18 protein-coding genes are annotated in these 20,766 nt (G+C 66.1%); 10 read left to right on the top strand and 8 right to left on the bottom strand.

The features are described from left to right. Positions 1-223: 223 nt before the first annotated feature. The 6 genes from I6F31_RS34565 (at position 224) to I6F31_RS34540 (ending at position 10,142) form a co-directional block, all read left to right on the top strand. Positions 224-1,222 (top strand): MoxR family ATPase, encoded by a 999-nt coding sequence (locus I6F31_RS34565; protein WP_036013780.1) that lies wholly within the window; start codon positions 224-226, stop codon positions 1,220-1,222. After that, positions 1,222-2,166, top strand: coding sequence for a DUF58 domain-containing protein (locus tag I6F31_RS34560; protein ID WP_036013782.1), 945 nt, complete (start codon positions 1,222-1,224; stop codon positions 2,164-2,166). Before I6F31_RS34565 ends, I6F31_RS34560 begins: the two co-directional genes overlap by 1 nt. Beyond that, positions 2,163-4,973 carry a DUF4159 domain-containing protein gene (locus I6F31_RS34555; RefSeq protein WP_225186897.1) on the top strand — a complete coding sequence of 937 codons (2,811 nt, stop codon included), beginning with the start codon at positions 2,163-2,165 and terminating at the stop codon, positions 4,971-4,973. Before I6F31_RS34560 ends, I6F31_RS34555 begins: the two co-directional genes overlap by 4 nt. 7 nt (positions 4,974-4,980) lie before the next feature. Continuing rightward, positions 4,981-7,044: a membrane protein gene (locus tag I6F31_RS34550; protein ID WP_036013786.1), complete on the top strand. Its 2,064-nt coding sequence runs from the start codon at positions 4,981-4,983 to the stop codon at positions 7,042-7,044. 143 nt (positions 7,045-7,187) lie between these two features. Continuing rightward, the gene (locus I6F31_RS34545; protein ID WP_036013788.1) at positions 7,188-7,595 is read left to right on the top strand and encodes a DUF2946 domain-containing protein; all 408 of its coding nucleotides are present in this window, start codon (positions 7,188-7,190) and stop codon (positions 7,593-7,595) included. Positions 7,596-7,739: 144 nt separating this feature from the next. Beyond that, entirely contained in the window at positions 7,740-10,142 is a 2,403-nt protein-coding gene (locus I6F31_RS34540; RefSeq protein ID WP_225186896.1) for a TonB-dependent receptor, read from the top strand. 279 nt (positions 10,143-10,421) lie between these two features. Here the strand turns inward: I6F31_RS34540 and I6F31_RS34535 are convergent, their stop codons facing one another. The 3 genes from I6F31_RS34535 to I6F31_RS34525 form a co-directional block, all read right to left on the bottom strand. Continuing rightward, positions 10,422-10,937, bottom strand: coding sequence for an N-acetyltransferase (locus I6F31_RS34535; RefSeq protein WP_057026259.1), 516 nt, complete (start codon positions 10,935-10,937; stop codon positions 10,422-10,424). Between the two features lie 92 nt (positions 10,938-11,029). Further along, positions 11,030-11,971 carry a glycosyltransferase family 2 protein gene (locus tag I6F31_RS34530; RefSeq protein WP_036013795.1) on the bottom strand — a complete coding sequence of 314 codons (942 nt, stop codon included), beginning with the start codon at positions 11,969-11,971 and terminating at the stop codon, positions 11,030-11,032. A gap of 87 nt (positions 11,972-12,058) precedes the next feature. Next, complete coding sequence (locus tag I6F31_RS34525; RefSeq protein ID WP_225186895.1) at positions 12,059-12,550, bottom strand: NUDIX domain-containing protein; 492 nt, start codon at positions 12,548-12,550, stop codon at positions 12,059-12,061. A 108-nt stretch (positions 12,551-12,658) separates the two neighbouring features. Between I6F31_RS34525 and I6F31_RS34520 the strand changes: the two genes are divergently transcribed. Then, positions 12,659-13,543 carry a metallophosphoesterase gene (locus I6F31_RS34520; RefSeq protein WP_225186910.1) on the top strand — a complete coding sequence of 295 codons (885 nt, stop codon included), beginning with the start codon at positions 12,659-12,661 and terminating at the stop codon, positions 13,541-13,543. Positions 13,544-13,651: 108 nt separating this feature from the next. Here I6F31_RS34520 and I6F31_RS34515 read toward each other — a convergent pair whose 3' ends face one another. The 3 genes from I6F31_RS34515 to I6F31_RS34505 form a co-directional block, all read right to left on the bottom strand. Continuing rightward, the gene (locus I6F31_RS34515) at positions 13,652-14,206 is read right to left on the bottom strand and encodes a hypothetical protein (RefSeq protein ID WP_225186894.1); all 555 of its coding nucleotides are present in this window, start codon (positions 14,204-14,206) and stop codon (positions 13,652-13,654) included. A gap of 184 nt (positions 14,207-14,390) precedes the next feature. Further along, the gene (locus tag I6F31_RS34510) at positions 14,391-14,600 is read right to left on the bottom strand and encodes a hypothetical protein (RefSeq protein WP_036013800.1); all 210 of its coding nucleotides are present in this window, start codon (positions 14,598-14,600) and stop codon (positions 14,391-14,393) included. Positions 14,601-14,671: 71 nt separating this feature from the next. Continuing rightward, complete coding sequence (locus I6F31_RS34505; RefSeq protein ID WP_225186893.1) at positions 14,672-16,306, bottom strand: isocitrate lyase; 1,635 nt, start codon at positions 16,304-16,306, stop codon at positions 14,672-14,674. Between the two features lie 228 nt (positions 16,307-16,534). Here I6F31_RS34505 and I6F31_RS34500 point away from each other — a divergent pair, with 228 nt between their 5' ends. Beyond that, positions 16,535-17,980 (top strand): short-chain fatty acyl-CoA regulator family protein, encoded by a 1,446-nt coding sequence (locus tag I6F31_RS34500; protein WP_036013804.1) that lies wholly within the window; start codon positions 16,535-16,537, stop codon positions 17,978-17,980. 148 nt (positions 17,981-18,128) lie between these two features. On the opposite strand, the gene I6F31_RS34495 is transcribed toward I6F31_RS34500, so the two are convergent. Next, the gene (locus I6F31_RS34495; protein WP_036013813.1) at positions 18,129-18,422 is read right to left on the bottom strand and encodes a hypothetical protein; all 294 of its coding nucleotides are present in this window, start codon (positions 18,420-18,422) and stop codon (positions 18,129-18,131) included. Between the two features lie 227 nt (positions 18,423-18,649). On the opposite strand from I6F31_RS34495, the gene I6F31_RS34490 reads away from it, so the two are divergent. Together I6F31_RS34490 and I6F31_RS34485 are read left to right on the top strand one after the other, a co-directional pair. Continuing rightward, complete coding sequence (locus tag I6F31_RS34490) at positions 18,650-19,450, top strand: hypothetical protein (RefSeq protein ID WP_225186892.1); 801 nt, start codon at positions 18,650-18,652, stop codon at positions 19,448-19,450. Between the two features lie 164 nt (positions 19,451-19,614). Then, a complete protein-coding gene (locus tag I6F31_RS34485) occupies positions 19,615-19,965 on the top strand; it encodes a hypothetical protein (RefSeq protein ID WP_225127863.1) in 351 nt (116 codons plus the stop codon). A 203-nt stretch (positions 19,966-20,168) separates the two neighbouring features. Here the strand turns inward: I6F31_RS34485 and I6F31_RS36750 are convergent, their stop codons facing one another. Next, positions 20,169-20,561: a DUF3551 domain-containing protein gene (locus I6F31_RS36750; RefSeq protein WP_346276469.1), complete on the bottom strand. Its 393-nt coding sequence runs from the start codon at positions 20,559-20,561 to the stop codon at positions 20,169-20,171. Between the last annotated feature and the right edge of the window lie 205 nt (positions 20,562-20,766).

Raw genomic sequence — 20,766 nt, 5'->3', positions numbered from 1 at the left:
TTGTACTTAGGTGCGCGGTTCCATCCGGAATAGCCCGGTGTGGAGGTCGCCACTTCGTGATGCCGTACATACCCCGAAGCCGATAAGGTGGGGATAGGTTAATTCAACGAATACATGGCTTTCCTGCAAGTCTAGCATGGGGCCCATGATCTGGCGTGATGACCTGACGTGACAGGCTGACGATGCAAGCAAGCCGCGTTGCACAGGCTGAAGGAGCAAGCGAATGGCGGAGAGTGTCGAGAAACTCGAGGACGGGATCGTCCGTTCGGCCGAGCAGGTGTCGAGCCAGGTTCGCGCGGCCAAGGACGCGATCGCTTCGGTCATCTTCGGCCAGGATCGCGTGATCGAGAACACGCTGGTCACCATCCTCTCCGGCGGCCATGCGCTCCTGATCGGCGTGCCGGGCCTTGCCAAGACCAAGCTGGTCGAGACGCTCGGCGTCACGCTCGGTCTCGACGCCAAGCGCATCCAGTTCACGCCCGATTTGATGCCCTCGGACATCCTCGGCGCCGAAGTGCTGGACGAGAGCACCGCGGGAAGGCGCGCCTTCCGCTTCATTGCCGGTCCCGTGTTCGCGCAGCTCCTGATGGCCGACGAGATCAACCGCGCCTCACCGCGCACGCAATCGGCGTTGTTGCAAGCGATGCAGGAGCAGCACATCACCGTCGCCGGCGCGCGTCACGATCTGCCGAAACCCTTCCACGTGCTCGCGACGCAGAACCCGCTGGAGCAGGAAGGCACCTATCCGCTGCCCGAAGCCCAGCTCGACCGCTTCCTGATGGAGATCGACGTCGACTATCCCGACCGCGATGCCGAGCGCCGCATCCTGTTTGAAACCACGGGCGCGGAGGAGACGCTGGCCAAGGGCGCGATGACGCCCGATGCGCTGATCACCGCGCAGCGCCTGATCCGGCGCCTGCCGGTCGGCGATTCCGTGGTGGAAGCAATTCTCTCGCTGGTGCGCTCGGCCCGCCCGGGTCCGGACTCCGGCGAAGCCGGCAAGTTCATTGCCTGGGGTCCCGGCCCGCGCGCCAGCCAATCCCTGATGCTGGCGGTACGCGCGCGTGCGCTGATCGACGGGCGCCTGGCGCCCTCGATCGACGACGTGCTCGACCTTGCCGAGCCCGTGCTGAAGCACCGCATGGCGTTGACGTTCCAGGCGCGCGCCGAAGGCCGCACGATTCCGGACGTGATCCGGCAATTGAAGACACGGATCGGTTGATGGCAGCGGAGAACGGGCGGGCAGCGAAGGAGATATTGGCGATCCGACGTGCCGATGGCGAAAGCCGCACGCTCGCCGCTTCGTTGCCGCGCCTGGTGCTCGAGGCCCGCCGCATCGCCGCCAACGTCATCCACGGCCTGCATGGACGGCGCCGCGCCGGCTCGGGCGAAAACTTCTGGCAGTACCGCCGCTTCGTCTCGGGCGAACCGTCGCAGAACGTCGACTGGCGCCGCTCGGCGCGCGACGACCATCTCTACGTGCGCGAGCTGGAATGGGAAGCCTCGCACACGGTCTGGATCTGGCCGGACCGCTCGCCCTCGATGGCGTTCGCCTCGAAGACCGCGCGCGAGTCCAAGCTCGAGCGGACGCTGATCGTCGCCTTCGCACTGGCCGAGCTGCTCGTCGCCGGCGGCGAGCGCGTCGGCATTCCCGGGCTGATGGCGCCGACCGCAAGCCGCAGCGTCATCGACAGGATGGCGCAGGCGATGCTGCATGACGATGCAGACCGACTGAGCCTGCCGCCATCCTTCGTTCCGGCCGCGCTGGCCGAGATCATCGTGCTGTCGGATTTCTGGTCGCCGATCGCCGAGATCAGGACGACGCTCGCCGGGCTGTCCAGCTCCGGCGCGCACGGCACGATGGTGCAGGTGGTCGATCCCGCCGAGGAATCGTTCCCCTATTCCGGCCGCGTCGAGTTCGTCGAGCCCGAAGGCTTCGGCGTGATCACCGCCGGCCGCGCCGAGAGCTGGGCGCAGGACTACACCGCGCGGCTTGCGCTGCACCGCGACCAGATCCGTGCCGAGACCAACAAGCTCGACTGGCTGTTCACGACGCACGCGACCGACCGCTCCGCCGCCGAGCTCTTGCTGTTCCTGCATGCCGGCATGCAGGTGAGCAAGTCGGGCGCCCGCACCACGACGATCAAGGCGGGGCCGGCCGCATGATGGGATTGCCGCTCGCCTTCACGCAACCGCTGCTCCTGATCGGCCTCGTCAGCCTGCCCGTGCTGTGGTGGCTCCTGCGCGTGATGCCGCCGCGGCCGCGCCGCATCGAGTTTCCGCCGACGCGGCTGTTGTTCGACATCACGCCGCGCGAAGAGACGCCCTCACGGACGCCGTGGTGGCTGACCGCGCTTCGCCTGCTCGCCGCCGCGCTGGTGATCTTCGCCGCCGCCGGCCCGATCTGGAATCCGCAAACGGGCGTCGCCGGGAGCAAGGCGCCGCTGATGATCATGTTCGACGACGGCTGGAGCGCCGCATCGCACTGGGACGTCAGGATCAGGACCGCCGATGAGCTTATCGCCAATGCCGACAATGACGGCCGCGGCATCGCGCTGGTGCCGCTGTCCGAGCCGAACCGCGACATCACGCTGATGCCGGCGGGTGCGGCGCGCGTCGCGCTGCGGCAGCTGGCGCCAAAGCCCTATTCGATCGATCGCGTCGAGACGCTGGCCGCGGTCGACCGTTTCCTCAAGGTCACCGGCGACTGCGAGATCGCCTGGCTCTCGGACGGCGTCGACACCGGCCGCGGCGAGGACTTCGTGGCCGGCCTCGGCAAGACCATCGGCGACCGCAGCCTGACCGTGTTCGCAGGCGGCACCTCCTCGCCGCTGGCCCTGGTCGCCGCCGAGAACGCCGCAGCGAAGATGACGGTGAAGGTGCTGCGCACCGACAGCGGGATTGCGGTCGGCACGGTACGCGCGCTGGACCAGAAGGCGTCGCCGATCGGCGAAGCGCGCTATTCGTTCGGCCCGCAGGACAAGGAAACCGAGGCGGCGTTCGACCTGCCGGTCGAGCTGCGCAACGACATCACGCGGCTCGAAATCTCCGGCGAGCGCTCGGCCGGCGCGGTGCAGCTGCTCGACAAGCGCTGGCGCCGCCGCGCCATCGGCATCATCTCGGGCGCGACCAGCGAGACCGCGCAGCCACTGCTGGCGCCGACCTTCTATCTCACCCGCGCGCTGGCGCCGTTCGCCGACGTCCGGCTCGCCGACAAAGGCTCGCCTCAGCAGGGCATCACGCAGTTCCTCGACCAGAAGCTGCCGATGATCATCCTCGCCGATGTCGGCACCATCGCCCCCGAGCTGCGCGAACGCCTCAATGCCTGGGTCGACCAGGGCGGCGTGCTGGTGCGGTTCGCTGGGCCCCGGCTGGCACAGGCGGAGGACGACCTCGTGCCGGTCAAGCTGCGCAAGGGCGGCCGCACGCTCGGCGGCAGCCTGACCTGGGAGAAGCCGCAGCGTCTCGCCTCCTTCGCCGTCGATGGCCCGTTCGCCGGCGTCGCGGTGCCCAAGGACGTCACCGTGAGCCGGCAGGTGCTGGCCGAGCCCGACGCCGTGCTCGCCACCAAGAGCTGGGCCTCGCTGGAAGACGGCACGCCACTCGTCACCGGCGAACATCGCGGCAAGGGCCTCGTCAGCCTGTTCCACGTCAGCGCCGACATGCGCTGGTCTGACTTACCGATGTCGGGCACCTTCGTCGAAATGCTGCGGCGGGTGGTCGACATGTCCGGCTACACCGCGAAGCCCGGCGCTGGCGTTGCCGGCGAAGCGACCACTGAGACCGTGGCGCCGCTGCACATCCTCGACGGATTTGGCGCGTTTGGTCCGCCGCCCGCGACGGCCAAGCCGCTTCCTGCGGATTACCGCGACCGCGCCACATCAGATCATCCGCCCGGCTTCTACGGCCCGGCAGAAGGACCGCTCGCCGTGAACACGCTTGCCAGCGCCGACCGCATCGCCGCCCTGAACACCGCGAGCCTGCGCGCCCGGCACGCCACCTACACCAATGCCGAGCCGCGCGATTTGCGCGGCTGGCTGCTGTCGACGGCGCTCGCGCTGTTCCTGATCGACGCCATCATCATCGCGGTGCTCGGCGGCGGCATTGCCGCGCTGCTGCGCCGCCGCGCCGCGCCCGCGATGATCGTGCTCGCCCTGCTCGCGGGATTCGCGGCGCTCTCGCCGGCGCCGTCGCGCGCCGACGGCGTCACGGACGAGTTCGCGATGAAGTCGGTGTCGCAGACCCGCCTCGCCTATGTCGTCACGGGCAATGCGGATGTCGATTCCATCGTCAAGGCGGGAATGAACGGGCTGACGCTGTTCCTGGCCCAGCGCACGGCGCTCGAGGCCGGTGATCCCGTCGGCGTCGATCCCGCGCGCGACGAGCTCGCGTTCTTCCCGCTGATCTACTGGCCGATCGTGCCGGGCGCGCCGAAGCCGCCGCAGGACGCCATCAACAAGATCGACGTCTACATGAAGCAGGGCGGCACCGTGCTGTTCGACACCCGCGACGCGATCGAGGCGCCGCCCGGCGCCAACGGCGCGGCGCAGACGCCGGCGATGCAGACGCTGCGCGAGATCCTGTCCTCGCTCGACGTGCCCGAGCTCGAGCCGGTGCCGCGCGAGCACGTGCTGACCAAGACCTTTTATCTGCTGCGCGACTTCCCCGGCCGCTTCACCGCCGGCCAGACCTGGGTCGAGACCTTGCCGCGCGAAGACGACGATGAGAGCGCGCAGCGGCCGGCGCGCGGCGGCGACGGCGTCTCGCCGATCATCATCACCTCGAACGACCTGGCCGGCGCCTGGGCGGTGCGGCCCGACGGACAGGCCATGCTGCCGGTGACCGGCGGCGACCCCCGCCAGCGCGAATTCGCCTACCGCGCCGGCGCCAACATCGTGATGTACACGCTGACCGGCAACTACAAGGCCGACCAGGTCCACGCTCCGGCGCTGATCGAACGGCTGGGGCAATAGGATCGACATGAACTACGGCATCGCGTTCACACCGCTTGTTCCTACCATCGTGCTGTGGCTCGCGCTCGCCGCGATCGTCATTGTCGCGCTCGTGCTGCTGCTGGCGCGCGCGCGCGGCGCCGCGGTGCGGGTGGCCGCGCTGGCGCTGTTCCTGCTGGCGCTTTCCAATCCCTCCTTCACCCGCGAGGACCGCGATCCGCTCACCTCGGTCGCCGCTGTTGTCGTCGACAAGAGCCCGAGCCAGAACTTCGGCAACCGCAATCGCGAAGCTGCGCAAGCGCAGGAGGCGCTGGTCGACAGCCTGAAGAAGATCAAGGGCCTCGAGGTCCGTGTCGTCGAAGCCGGACAGGCCGACGGCGAGACCGACGGCACCAAGCTGTTCGGCGCGCTGGCCTCGGCCTTGGCGGACGTCCCGGTCGACCGCGTCGCCGGCGCGTTCCTGATCACCGACGGCCGCGTCCACGACATTCCCGCGAACGCCGCCGCGCTCGGCTTCCAGGCGCCGGTGCACGCGCTGGTCACGGGCCAGAAGGACGAGCGCGACCGCCGCATCGCGATCACCGCCGCGCCGCGCTTCGGTATCGTCGGGCAGAGCCAGACCATCTCCTATCGCCTCGACGACCAGGGTGTCACCGGCGAGCGCGCCAGGGTCATCGTCCGCCGCGACGGCGAGGTCATCAACGAGCGCACGCTCTCCAGCGGCCAGGCCGCGAGCGTCGACGTCGACATCAAGCATGCCGGGCCGAACATCGTCGAGATCGAGGCCTCGCCGCTCGAACGCGAATTGACGCCGGTGAACAATCGCGCCGTCGTCGCCATCGACGGCGTGCGCGACAAGCTGCGCGTGCTGCTGGTCTCGGGCGAGCCGCATTCGGGCGAGCGCACCTGGCGCAACCTGCTCAAGTCCGACGCCAGCGTCGACCTCGTGCATTTCACCATTCTGCGCCCGCCGGAGAAGCAGGACGGCACGCCGATCAACGAATTGTCGCTGATCGCGTTTCCGACCCGCGAGCTGTTCCAGCAGAAGATCAACGAATTCCAGTTGATCATCTTCGACCGCTATGCCCGCCAGGGCGTGCTGCCGATCCCCTATTTCGAGAACATGGCGCGTTACGTGCGTGCAGGCGGCGCCGTGCTGGTCTCGGCCGGCCCCGACTATGCCTCTAACAGCAGCATCTGGCGCACGCCGCTCGATTCGGTGCTGCCGGCCGAACCCGTCGGCGTCACCGAGAAGCCGTTCTATGCGCATCTGTCCGACCTCGGCAAACGCCACCCCGTCACGCGCGGGCTGGAAGGCTCCGCCAGCGAGCCGCCGCGCTGGAGCCGGTTCTTCCGCACCGTCGATACCCGCAATGCGGTCAACCCGCCCGTCATGACCGGCGTCGACGGCAAGCCGCTGCTGTTCCTGTCGCGCTTCGGCGAGGGCCGCGTCGCGCTCCTGCTGTCCGACCACATCTGGCTGTGGGCGCGCGGCTATGAGGGCGGCGGTCCGCATCTCGACCTGCTGCGGCGGATGTCGCACTGGCTGATGAAGCAGCCTGATCTCGACGAGGAGGCATTGCGCCTCCAGGTGCAGGGCAAGGACCTCGTCGTGGTGCGTCAGACCATGGCGGACAGCGTCCAGCCCGTCAGCGTGACATCGCCGTCGGGCGTGTCGCAGGATCTGACGCTGAGCGCCGGCGATCCCGGCGAGTGGCGCGCCAGCCTGCCGGCGAGCGAGCTCGGCCTGTGGCAGGCGACCGACGGCACGCTGAAAGCGCTGATCAATGTCGGCCCGACCAATCCGAAGGAATTTTCGGAAGTCACCTCCACGGTCGATACGTTGAAGCCGCTGACACAGGCGACGGGCGGCGATGCCGTGCGCGTGGCTACTAGCTCGAGCGTCGAGCTGCCGCGCATCCTGCCGGTGCGCTCGGTCGGCATGTTCCACGGCGACGGGTGGATGGGTGTGCGGATGCGCGATGCCAGCGTGGTCAAGGGCGTCGGCGTGCTGCCGATCTTCTCCGGCCTGATCGGCCTGCTGCTGCTGCTCGGCGCATTTGCGGCGACCTGGGTGCGCGAGGGGCGGTAGTTGCCCGAACGACACATCGGCTTGGCGGCTTGCATGCGCCGATCCCCCCGCCGTTGACATCGGTGAACCGGTCGGGCGATGTTATACTATAACATCGCGGCGTCCTGGGATTGTCGCCTCGGTGTGGGGGTGGCGTTTTCCAGATGAAGTGGTTCCGGTCGAATAGCAGGCACGGCGCCCGGCTCGCGTTGTTCGCGATGCTGGTGCAGCTCGCGCTGACGTTCGGCCACAGCCATTGGTTCGCGCAGGCCGCGCCTTTTGCTCAATCATCGGTCCAGCACATCGAAGGCGGCGCCAAGGACGTTGCAGCAACCGACGGCGCCGCCGTCGAGAAGCAATCGCCCTCAAGTCCCGACCGCGAGCATTCGCGCGACGAGAGTTGCGCCATCTGCGCCATCATTGCGATGGCGGGCACGATCGTGTCGGCGACGCCGCCCGTGCTGTTGCTGCCGCAGGCGATCGAGCTGCTCCGGCGCAGCCTCGACGCCGAGTTCGCTCATCTGACATCGGCCCGCACGGCGTTCCAGCCGCGCGCCCCTCCTGCGTCCTGACTCCAACGCTTGATCACACCCAGCCTCGCCGCACATCGGCAAGTGCCTGGGAGAAGTTGAAGTCGAATTCCGTCGCGTCGCGACGGCAGGCCGCCTCCGATCAGCAGAGCATCATCCGGACGGCGCCTGAGTGGAATCAGGACCATGTCATTTCAATTGCGACGCGCGCAGCGCCTTGGCGGAGCAAGCCTGCTCCTGCTCGGCGCCGCCGCTACATCCGCGTTCGCCCAAGACTCGGCACAACGACCGGCACAACAGCCGGCACAAGACAAATCGTCGACCGAGCTCCCCGCCATCACCGTAACGGCGCCGAGCCCGATCGTACGCAGAGCAGTGGTGCCGACCCGCAACGCAGGCCGCGGCACGCGGACCGCGCGGGTGCGCAGCCGCGAGCAGACGGCTGAAGCGGCACCGGCAGCTCCCGTGCCCGCCGCGCCTCAGCAAGGCGTGCTGCCTGTTGTGACCGATCAATTCGCGACCGTCACCGTGGTGCCGAACGAGGAGATTCGGCGCAACGGCGGCGGCACGCTCGGCGATCTCCTGTTCTCCAAGCCCGGCATCACCGGCTCTGAATACGCACCCGGCGCATCCAGCCGCCCGATCATTCGCGGGCTCGACACCAACCGGGTCGGCATTATCGAGAACGGAACAGGCAGCAACGGCGCGTCCGATCTCGGCGAGGATCACTTCGTGCCGATTGATCCGCTGGCAGCCACCCAGGTCGAGGTCATCCGCGGACCGGCGACGCTGCGCTACGGCTCCACCGCGATCGGTGGCGTGGTCAGCGCAACCAACAATCGAATTCCGGATGCCTTGCCGTCCTGCACGGCGCCCTTTCCGACTTACGGACTCCCGACCAAGGCGCCGCTGGCAAACGTGGGATCGCCGGGCTGCATCACCGCGGAAACGCGGACGGCCGTAACTTCGGTCGATCGCGGGACCGAAGGTGCCGTGCTGCTCGATGCCGGCGGCGGCAACTTTGCCTTCCACGCCGATGCCTTTGGCCGCAAGGCCGGCGACTACAACATCCCGAGCTATCCGTTCTTGACCGACCCGACGCTGCCGTTCAACGGACGCCAGCCGAATTCGGCATCGCAGGCCTACGGCGGATCTGTCGGCGGCTCCTACATCTTCGACGGCGGCTACGTGGGCGCGGCGATCACGCAGCACAACGCGCTCTATCACATTCCCGGTATCGAGGGCAGCGAGTTCCTGACGCGGATCGACGGACGACAAACGAAGTTCACGACAAAAGGCGAGTATCGGCCGGATGCGGCGGCGATCGATGCGATCCGGTTCTGGGCCAGCGCCACCGACTATAAGCACGATGAGGTCGGGCTCGCCGACTCCGCTGACCTCGGCTCCCTCGGCGTGAGACAAACCTTCACCAACAAGGAACAGGAAGGCCGCGTCGAGGTGCAGCTTGCGCCGTTCGACGTCCGCTTTGCTGCACTGACCACCGCTGTGGGCGTTCAGGCGTCGCACCAGAAGCTGACCGCGCCGAGCCCGGACGATCCAGGCAGCCCGGTCAACGGACTGTTCGATCCGAACAAGAATACAAAGGTCGCCGGGTACATCTTCAACGAGTTCAAGTTCAGCGAAGCCACCAAGGCTCAGATCGCCGGGCGCGTCGAGAGTGCAAGGTTGAGCGGCACGGCGCCGGCCTTCGTCCCCGATGTGTTCGACCTCGCCGTCGATCCGGCCGCGATCGGCCCCGCAACGGCGGTCAACCGCAACTTCACGCCGCTGAGCGGGAGCATCGGCCTGATCCACAGCCTTCCTTGGGATCTGGTCGCCAGCATCACCGGCCAATATGTCGAACGCGCGCCGAAACCGGCGGAATTGTTCTCGCGCGGCGGCCACGATGCCACCACCACTTTCGACATAGGCAATCCCAATCTCGGCATCGAGACCGCCAAGTCGGTCGAGGCGGGACTGCGACGGGCGGTAGGTCCGCTTCGCTTCGAAATCACCGGCTACTACACCAAGTTCAACGGCTTTATCTACCGCCGCCTGACGGGCAACACGTGTGAGGACGGCGTTTGCCAGCTTGGCGCTGGCCTCGAACTGAATCAGGCGGTCTATTCGCAGCGCGACGCGACATTTCGTGGCGGCGAATTCCAGTTCCAGTACGACGTGATGCCGGTCTGGAACGGGATCTGGGGCATCGAGGGTCAATACGACATCGTGCGCGCGACCTTCGACGACGGCACTAACGTGCCACGCATTCCGCCCCAGCGGCTGGGCGGTGGTGTGTACTATCGCGACGCCGAATGGTTTGCCCGGATCAACCTGCTGCACGCGTTCGCGCAAAACGACATCGCACCGATCGCGGAGACGCCGACGCCCGGCTACAACCTGCTAAGGGCCGAGGTCAGCTACAAAACGCAGCTCGATCAACGTTGGTTCGGCGCGCGCGAGATGCATGTCGGGCTCGTCGGCAACAACCTGCTCAACGAGAATATCCGCAATGCCGTCTCCTTCAATAAGGACCAGGTGCTGTTGCCCGGCATCGGCGTCAGGGCGTTCGCGAACTTCAAGTTCTAGGTAACGACACGCGCCGTCATTGCGAGGAGCCCTTGCGACGAAGCAATCCAGACCGCCTCCGCGGAAAGACTCTGGATTGCTTCGCTGCGCTCGCAATGACGGAGTATGACGCGCGCAGCGGCGCGTCTTCTCGACGGTCTCTTAGCCGGATGAGATACGAGCAGTGTCGTAGCCCGGATGGAGCGTAGCGTAATCCGGGGTTCTCTCGTTGCGGAAGACCTTCCCGGATTGCGCTGCGCTCCATCCGGGCTACGGCGTTTCCAACGACGCGCGCCGCTCCTATGTCCGCGCTTTGCTCCAGTCCGGGCCGACCGCGCCCGACACACCCTCGAAGGCGCCGTCGACGAGCTCGAACACCAGGATGCGCGCGGCATCGACCGGGCCGGGCATGGTGACGCGGCCCTTGGCGACCTGCTTGAAGCCGACGCGGCCGTAATAGGGCTCGTCGCCGACCAGCAGCACGAGGCGGTGGCCTTTTTCCCTGGCGTCCTTCAGCGCGCGCTCCATCAACTGACGGCCGATGCCGCGATCGCGGAACGGCGGCTCGACGGTGAGCGGCCCGAGCAGCAGTGCCGGCGTTTGGCCGATCAGAATCGGCAATTGCCTGACGGAGCCGACCAGGAGCGTGCCGATACGGGCCGTGAAGGACAGTTCGAGCAGATGGTCGACGTGCTCGCGGATCCGGTAGGCGCTCAGCACGAAGCGGCCGGGGCCGAAGGTGCGTTCGTGCAGCCGCTCGATCGCCTGAGCGTCGCCGGCGGCTTCGGGAAGAATGGTCAGTGAGAGATCGTTCATGTCAATTCGCGGAGTAGCACTTGCGCCTGCGAAGGTCCATGGGCGGCGGCGGTGCCCCGTTTACCTCCCGGCGGGCGAAGTGCAAGCCTGGCTCAACCTGCGTTCCGTTTCGACGCCGGCTGGGACAGATAGGCCAGCATCTTCATCTCCCGCCGCCCTCGCGTCACCGTATCGAGCACGAGCCCTGACGACACCGACAGCAAGGCCATGATCATCAGGCCCATCGACAGCACGGCAGTGGGCAGGCGCGGCACGAGGCCGGTTTCGATGAAGGTGATCACGATCGGAATCGCGAAGATGATCGACGCCAGCGCCAGCAGGATTCCGATCACCGTGAAGAAGCGCAACGGCCGCTCGCTGCGATAGAGCTTCAGCATGGTGCCGAGGATGCGAAAGCCGTCGCGCCAGGTGTTGAGCTTGGAGAACGAGCCTTCGGGGCGCGCATAATAGGGCGTCTCGACCTCGGCAACCGGCAGCGACAATTCCAGCGCATAGACCGCAAGCTCGGTCTCGATCTCGAAGCCGTCGGAGAGGACGGGAAAGGATTTGACGAAGCGGCGCGAGAACACCCGGTAGCCGGACAGGAGGTCCTTGAAAGCGTGGCCGAAGGTGTCGGACAGGAAGCCCGTCAGCATGCGGTTGCCGGTGCGGTGGCCGAGCCGGTAGGCAGCCTGGACCTGATCGACGCGAAGCCCGACCACCATGTCGAGATGCTCGTCGAGCAGCTTGTCGATCATGATGGGTGCGCTCGGCGCATCGTAGGTGGCATCGCCATCGACCAGCACATAGACGTCGGCCTCGACGTCCGCGAACATGCGGCGCACGACGTGGCCCTTGCCCTGCCGGCGCTCGCTGCGCACGATCGCACCGGCTTCGCGCGCGACCGCGGCGGTCCGGTCGCGCGAATTGTTGTCGTAGACGTAGATCTCCGCCGCGGGCAGCGCCTTGCGGAAATCGGCAACGACGGTCGCGACCGCGGCCTCCTCGTTGTAGCAGGGCACCAGCACCGCGATACGAAGTTGCGTTGTGGTCATCAGGGCAGCACTCCGAGGCTTGTCGGCTCGCGCCCGAGCGGCGTGGCCTGCCGTGCGCGTCGAGCGGGTTACTAGCACAAGCCGCCCTCAGCGCCACGTCGCAATCACGGGCCTGCCATCGAGCACTTCGGCGATCCGCAGCCGCGTGCCGGGCGTGGTGCCCTCGGGCAATGCGGCATTGTCGAAGAACCCGCATTCGACGATCTCGCGGTTGGGCTCAGGGACGCGGTCCTGCCTGAACTGCCTGACCACGTAGACCGCGACGTGGTCGCGGCGGGAGACGTGGCTGTTGAGGAAGACGCCGTGCAGGATCGTCTCGCCGGTCAGATCGATGTCGCCCTCCTCCTTGAGCTCGCGCCGCAACGCCTCTTCCATGGTCTCGCCGAAATCGACGCCGCCGCCAGGCAAATACCAGCCGCTGACGTAGCTATGCCTGACCAGGAAGACGCGATTGTCGGCATCCAGCACCACGGCGCGGACGCCGAGCGTCATGCCGCGGACGAGCAGGAAGTAGACGTGGAAGAACCGCCGCAGCAGCGGCTCGGCTTTCCGTCGGGCTCGGTTCAGACGTTCTCCCATCAGGCTCCTCGACGCCCCCCGTTTCAGGCCCTGCTTGCGCAGCGCGCGCGACCTTGCCATTACAGCGGAGCAATAGCGAGGCATTCGCGCGCCATGACTCCCTCCACGCTGGCTCCCTTCACGCTCGCCCACCTGTCCGATCCGCATCTGGCGCCTTTGCCGAAGCCGCGGCTGATCGAGCTCGCGGGCAAGCGCGCGTTCGGCTATGTCAACTGGACGCGCAACCGCCACAAGTACCAGCGCCGCGAGGTGCTCGACGCGCTCGTCGCCGACATGAAGGCGCAAGCGCCCGACCACATCGCAGTGACGGGCGATCTCGTCAACCTGGCGCTGGAGGCGGAGTTCGCACCGGCGCTGGCCTGGCTCGAAAGCGTCGGCCCGCCCGACCGCGTGACCGCGATCCCCGGCAATCACGACGCCTATGTCAGCGCGACGCGTCATCGCTTCGGCGAGACGTTCCTGCACTACATCGCCGCGGACACACCCGGCGGCGCAGCCTTCCCTGCGGTGCGCCGGCGCGGGCCGCTTGCCCTGATCAGCCTGTCCACGGCGGTGCCGACCCTGCCGCTGATGGCAACCGGCACGCTCGGGCGCGATCAGCTCACCGCGCTTGCGGAGGTGCTCGAGCGGCTCGCCGCGGAAGACGTCTTCCGCGTGCTGCTGGTGCATCATCCGCTGAAGTCCAGCGCGCGGGCGAAGCGGATGACGGACGCGCCGGAATTGCTGGGACTGTTGAAGCGCCACGGCGTCGAGCTGGTCCTGCACGGGCACGACCACATTCATTCGACGATGTGGTTCGAGGGTCCAAACGGCAACATTCCCGCGCTCGGCGTGCCGTCGGCCTCCGCGCTGGCGCACGGACGTTATCCGGCGGCGGCGTATAATCTGTTCACCATCGAGAAGGACAATGCCGGCTGGCGCTGCGAGCAGACGGTGCGAAGCCTCGGGGTGGGGTTTCAGGTCGGGCAGATCAAGCATGTGCGGTTGATCTAGACCCCGGTCGTCATTGCGAGCGCAGCGAAGCAATCCAGGAATCTCTCCGCGGAGGCAATCTGGATTGCTTCGTCGCAAGGGCTCCTCGCAAAGACGAAGGAGAGAGCCTCACCAGCTCCGCAAGACCGCAAGCACTGCCACCCCGAACAACGCGGCAGCGCCGAGCACGAAGCCGAACACGAATGGCCACAGGCGCGAGCGGCGCGGCGGCGCGGCGGTCGGTGCTTGCGGTTCGGGCTGGACCACCATCGCCCGCTCGCGCTCGACCATGCGGCGCGCGACATAGTCGGTGACGGCCTCGACGATCACGGCGGTGTCGTGCGATTCCGCGAGCACGATGCGGCCGAAGCGGGTGTCCTGGACGAAGCGGTACATCCGCTTGTCGCGGCCCATCACGATATGGGCGACGACGTCGATCCACAGCCGCGGCGTATCGCCCTGGCTGATACCGCGGTCGAACAGATCGATCTGGTCGGGCACCTGCGCGAACAGGGGATCGAGCGCGTCGTTGAGGATCTCGAGCCGCGCCACCTCGGCGTCGCGCAAATCGACCACGACGCCGGTGCGGTCGGCCGCCTCGATCCGCGCGCGCAGCAGCGCATCGCGCAGTCGCACCGGGCGCGGCTGGCCGGGATCGGTCCCGCTGGTCTCGGGCTCTGACATTGTCGGCCTCGTCCTCGACTTATCCCCATTAACCTATCAGCAACCAAACCCTCCGCAAAGGCCTACAATTCCAGAGACTTACGGCGCCCACAGCCGTTTCACCTGTGCCAAAAACAGACGATCCCACCCAGGCAGGGCCTGGATGGGACCATCCGTCCTTGGACGTCTTCTTAAGTCGGGGCGATCAGGCCGAGACCCGCGAGGGCTCTTCCACGATCGAGAAGCGGACGCCGGCCTTGTGACGGCTTTCTTCCGAGACTTCCTTCCAGCACTCTTCGGCTTCCTTGCGGGTCTTGAACGGACCTTTGACCTGGGCCGAGCCTTCCACGAGCTTGTGGAAGTTCATCGAACCGAACTCGCCGCCGATCACCCAGAAATTGCTGCCTTTGGTCATTGTCAGTCTCCTGTTGAGGTGCGTGACCGGCCTGGACTCCAACCTGGCTTCCAGACCGGTCCGATCCGCCGTTAGCCGAACTGGTTCATCGTGTTGTGGACGCCGCCCGCCTTCAGCGCAGCTTCGCCCGCGAAGTACTCCTTGTGGTCGTCGCCGATGTCGGAGCCGGCCATGTTCTGGTGCTTCACGCAGGCGATGCCCTGACGGATCTCGGCGCGCTGGACGTTCTTGACGTAGCCCAGCATGCCCTGCTCGCCGAAATACTCGCGGGCGAGATTGTCGGTCGAGAGCGCGGCCGTGTGATAGGTCGGCAGCGTGATCAGGTGGTGGAAGATGCCGGCGCGCTTGGCCGAATCCGCCTGGAAGGTACGGATGCGCTCGTCGGCTTCCTTCGCCAGCGGCGTGTCGTCGTACTCCACCTTCATCAGCTCGGCACGGTTGTACTTGCTGACGTCCTGGCCCGCTTCCTTCATCGCGTCGTAGACCTGCCAACGGAAGTTGAGGGTCCAGTTGAACGACGGCGAGTTGTTGTAGGCGAGCTTGGCGTTCGGCACCACCTTGCGGATGCGGTCGACCATGCTGGCGATCTGCTCGATATGCGGCTTCTCGGTCTCGATCCAGAGCAGGTCGGCGCCGTTCTGCAGCGAGGTGATGCAATCGAGCACGCAGCGGTCTGCACCGGTGCCGGGGCGGAACTGGTAGAGGTTGGAGGGCAGCCGCTTCGGACGCATCAGCTTGCCGTTGCGGTTGATGATGACGTCGCCGTTCTTGGCGTTCTCCGCGGTGATTTCCTCGCAATCGAGGAAGCTGTTGTACTGGTCGCCGATGTCGCCGGGCTTGTGGCTGACGGCGATCTGCTGCGTCAGGCCGGCGCCGAGCGAGTCGGTGCGGGTCACGACGATGCCGTCTTCGACGCCGAGTTCGAGGAAGGCGTGGCGGCAGGCACGGATCTTCGCCAGGAAGACGTCATGCGGCACCGTGACCTTGCCGTCCTGATGGCCGCACTGCTTCTCGTCCGAGACCTGGTTCTCGATCTGCAGCGCGCAGGCGCCCGCCTCGATCATCTTCTTGGCGAGCAGATAGGTCGCCTCCGCGTTGCCGAAGCCGGCGTCGATGTCGGCGATGACGGGGACGACGTGGGTCTGGAAGTTGTCGATCTTCTCGATCAGCTCCTTCTCGCGGTTCTTGTCGCCTTCCTTGCGCGCCTTGTCGAGCAGACGGAAGATGTCGTTGAGCTCGCGCGAATCGGCCTGACGCAGGAAGGTGTAGAGCTCCTCGATCAGCGCCGGCACCGCGGTCTTCTCGTGCATGGACTGGTCGGGCAGCGGACCGAATTCGGAGCGCAGCGCCGCGATCATCCAGCCGGAGAGATAGAGGTAGGTGCGGTCGGTCTTGCCGCCGAAATGCTTCTTGACCGAGATCAGCTTCTGCTGGGCGATGAAGCCGTGCCAGCAGCCCAGCGACTGGGTGTACTTGGTGGGATCCTTGTCATAGGCGGCCATGTCGGCGCGCATCACGGCCGCGGTGTAGCGGGCGATGTCGAGGCCGGTCTTGAAACGGTTCTGCAGGCGCATGCGCGCGACGGCCTCGGCCGACACGCCGTTCCAGGTCGGCTGGGTCTCGAGGAGCGCCTGAGCCGCCTTGACTTCGTCCTGATACGAGGACGGACCCTGGAGGGTGCTGATACCGCGGGGCTGGTAATTCATGTGCCTGATCCTTTCGCTGACGATGGCGACGCAGCCATCGACATTCTTGACAATGCATTGCGAGATGCGTGTCAGAAGCTAAACGCGAAAAGGAAAAGTTCGTACAGATGGCTTGTTTTTTATTGGTGATGTCATGTAACATCTGAACGTGTAATACATGTCACTTTGTAAAATTTGTAAATAATAGGTCAACTGTTCTGACCTTGATTGAGTCTGGAGGCCTGAGACATGCCCGCCGATTCCGGCAAGAAACTCTTCGTCGGCCCGCGCTTCCGGCGAATCCGGCAGCAATTGGGGCTGTCGCAGACCCAGATCGCCGAGGGGCTCGGGATCTCGCCCAGCTATGTCAACCTGATCGAGCGCAACCAGCGCCCGGTCACGGCGCAGATCCTGCTGCGGCTGGCCGAGACCTATGACCTTGACCTGCGCGATCTCGCCACCGCGGACGAGGACCGCTTCTTCGCCGAGCTGAACGAGATCTTCTCCGATCCCCTGTTCCGGCAGATCGACGTGCCCAAGCAGGAGCTGCGCGACCTCGCCGAGCTCTGCCCCGGCGTCACCCATGCGCTGCAGCGGCTCTACGCGGCCTATACCGAGGCGCGTCAGGGCGAGACCCTGGCCGCGGCGCAGATGGCCGACCGCGACGTCGGCACGCGCTTTGAAGCCAATCCGGTCGAGCGCGTGCGTGAGCTGATCGAGGCCAACCGCAACTATTTTCCGGAGCTGGAGCAGGCGGCGGAAAATCTGCGCGACGAGTTGAACGAGCCCGCCGAAGGGCTGTATGCCGCGCTAATAACGCGCTTGCGCGAGAAGCACTCGATCCAGACCCGCATCATGCCGGTCGACGTGATGCGCGAGACGCTCCGCCGATTCGACCGCCACCGCCGGCAGCTGCTGATCTCGGAGCTGGTCGATCCGCCCGGCCGCGCATTCCAGCTCGCCTTCCAGCTGGGCCTGGCGGAATGCGCGCAGGCGCTGGAGACCATCATCGGCCGGGCCGGCCCGCTGGACGATGCGCCGCGGCGGCTGTTCCGGATCACGCTCGGCAATTACTTCGCGGCCGCCGTGATGATGCCCTACCCGGCGTTCCTCGCGGCCGCCGAAGCGCTGAACTACGACATCCACGTGCTGGCACAGCGCTTCAATTCCGGCTTCGAGCAGGTCTGCCACCGCCTCACCACGCTGCAGCGACCGAATGCGCGCGGCATTCCGTTCTTCCTCTTGCGCGTCGACAATGCCGGCAACGTCTCCAAGCGTTTCTCCTCCGGCACCTTCCCGTTCTCGAAATTCGGCGGCACGTGTCCGCTCTGGAATGTGCATTCGACCTTCGACACGCCGGATCGCCTGCTCAAGCAGGTGATCGAGCTGCCCGACGGCACGCGCTATTTCTCGATCGCGCAGATGGTGCGCCGCCCCGTGGCGCCGCATCCGCTGCCGCAGCCGCGCTTTGCCATCGGCCTCGGCTGCGAGATCCGCCACGCCGCCCGCCTGACCTACGCCACCGGCATGGACCTGGAGAAGGCCGAGGGCACCCCGATCGGCGTCAACTGTCGCCTCTGCGAGCGCGAGAACTGCGCCCAGCGCGCCGAGCCGCCGATCACGCGCACGTTGATCCTGGACGAGACGACGCGGCGGGTGTCGAGCTTTGCGTTCTCGAATGCAAGGGAGTTGTGAGGCACACACTCTCTCTTCCGTCATGGCCGCGGTTGACCCGGCCATCCACGCGCTTCCGCGTACGCAGAAAGACGTGGATGCCAGGGTCAAGCCCGGGCATGCCGACCAAGTGTGTGGTCGCCGCTCCGGTCATCAATAGCGCGCGCCCTCACGCCAGCGTATGCACGATCACCGGTCCCGCCACGGCGCGGGCGTCGCCGGCGAGCAGCGGGCCGAGATCCTTCTCGATCCAGGCGATGGCGCGCTTGTTGGCTTCCTCCGCCTGCTCGAACTTGTCGAAGATCGAGATCGCGGTGACCGTGTCGTCGCCGCCATAGACGACGTAATAGGCGCGGAAACCGTCGACGTCGCTGATGATGGGAACGGCGCCGTCCTTGATGCGGCGCGTCAGCTCTTCCGCGCTCCCGCTTTTCGCCTTGGCCTGACGGATGGCGGCATACATGGCATCCTCCCCTTCCGGCTATGATGTGAGGGCCTCGAGCCCGGGCGGATGTTACGCCGAAGCGCGCAGCCGATCCACGCTTGGTTAACCCGACCCTAATCCGCCCGCGCGATCTGCAACCAACGGTTAAGCACGCCTCAACATCAGTGCCTTAGTCTCGCCGCACTCACTTTTCGCAAACAAGGGCGGCTTAATCTGCTGGGCGAAGTGACATCAGGGGGTTCACCATGCGCATTGGGTTGCTGCTGACCGCGGCCATTGTCGGCGCGCTATTCGCCAGTCCAACCATCGCCGGGTCGCTCGATGCCGGCGCGGCGCAGCCGCTGCCGCCGGGCTTCCAGAGCTACCGCGGCTACATGTTCGACATCTCCGAGAACCGCGACCGCAAGGATGTCGACAAGCTCACCGAGAACCTGAAGAGCCAGATCGACGTCGTCGAAGGCGTCGGCCTCTCCCCGCGCGTGCTGCGCTTCTTCCACACTGTTCCGATCGTCGCGAGCGAACTCGCCTGCCTCGACGAAGGCGCCGCCACCGCCTGCTACGGCCGGGTCACGCCGGACATGCAGCGCACCGCGCCCCGGACCCTGACGGTCTGGGACCCCGCCAAGCAGCGCTGGACCAATCCCAATGCCGTCGACCTCGCGGTCGATTCGGGCCTCGGCGTGATCATGCTGCGGCCGGACATGATGCGCTACGAGAAGGAGGCCGTGCTGCTGCACGAGATGCTGCACGCCTTCCACGCGCGGCTGCTGCCGGACGGCTACGCCAACAAGGGCGTGATCACCTACTACGCCCTCGCCAAGTCCAAAGACCTCTTGCCCAAGGAATCCTATGCGATGAAGAATCCCATGGAGTTCTTTGCGGTGACCGCCAGCATCTTCCTGGCCGGCAAGAGCGAATTCCACGATCCGAAGTCGCGCGAGGCGCTCAAGGAGAAGATGCCGGACTATTACAAATATCTGGTCGGCGTGTTCGGCTTCGACCCCGAGCCGGCGGCCTCGAACGGCCCGGTCGCCTCGCTGAAATGAGCGGACGGCGCCAAGCCAAGCCAAAGAGCCGCGCGAACAGCGCGGCTTTTTTGTTTCGCACGCTCGGTAAGCTGCGGATGACGCACAGCCGGGAATTGCCAAGCCGGGGTCCGATCTGCATAGTCCCGCCCGCATCGATACCGTTTCGAAGGGGATGAGAGACCATGGCGGAAGCCGACCTGGATGTCGTGATCCGGCAACTGGCCAGACAGCTGCATGCGGGCCTGATGACCCGTGCCAAGGAGCGGCGGGATCGCTTCAACAGCCTTGCGGCCAAGGCCAAGGGCAAGGAGACCGGCGAGCGCTTCAAGATGATGGCCAAGGCCACCATGGAGCAGGCGACTGCGGCCGCCAAGCGCCTGCAGATGTCCGCCGATAACGTCGCCGACAGCTACGCGCGGTCGATGCGCCTCGCCGCCAGCACGCCTGTTACGGTGAAAGCGGAGAAGAAGGCAAAGGACGAGAAGCCGGCGAAGAAGGCCGCAAAGAAAGCCAAAGCGAAAAAGAAGACGTAGTCGTTGCACGTTCCTGATCGCCGCCACGGGATTGGCGATCTGGAGGCTCGCCGGCCTGTCTCCCAATTATCTCCGGCTTGATCGGATCGCCGCGTTGCGCGTTTGCGACGCGCTCCCTAGCGGCCGCCGCAATCGGGCCGGCCGCGACCTCAACGATTCCTCCGCCCCAGGCATGGGCTGGTCGAACAGTCGAGCGACATCCCTCACATGTATTGCCTCACACTTTGGAGAAAGCGCTCTTTCTCGCCAGGCGCGTAACCTTGGGATGCCCCATAATAGGGTTCATTGAAGTGATTATAGGGTACCGCCCGGTACTGGACCGGCGGCCTCGGTGGCGCGTAGGTCTGGCGATGATGCCGCCGAGCGTTTCCTCTCGCCGGAGGACCGGCGTAGTAGGGATTGAGGACGCACATCTGGCCGTTTGCCGACGCCCTGCATTGGTCCATCGTCGTGAAGCTGCATCGGTAGTATGGCGTCATTCCGCGAGAAATGACGTTCAAGCAAACGGGATAATCCGGGTCATATTTTTGGGCTCGAGCCTGCCCCGCTGTCAGAGCGATACTCAGGGTCAGAATCGTCAAAGCCCATTTGCACATTGGAAGCTCCTCCAGGGGCGCACGACATGGATGCACTCTGGACCCTGCCAGTATTGATCCAACTCAATACTAGTTGAATTGGTTCATACGCGCAGCAGACAGCCGCGACAGTCTCGCTTTCCGCATCTCTCACCGATCTCGCCGCTATGCGGCAAGCCACCTGTCCTAAAGACGTGAGAGGGTGCCGCCGCAAATGCCGCGCCAG

Source organism: Bradyrhizobium sp. NBAIM01 (genome assembly GCF_020194115.1).
GTDB classification, from domain to species: Bacteria; Pseudomonadota; Alphaproteobacteria; order Rhizobiales; family Xanthobacteraceae; genus Bradyrhizobium; species Bradyrhizobium yuanmingense.
The sequence above is the reverse complement of the archived record's forward strand: the minus strand, read 5'-3'. Positions and strand labels throughout refer to the sequence as shown.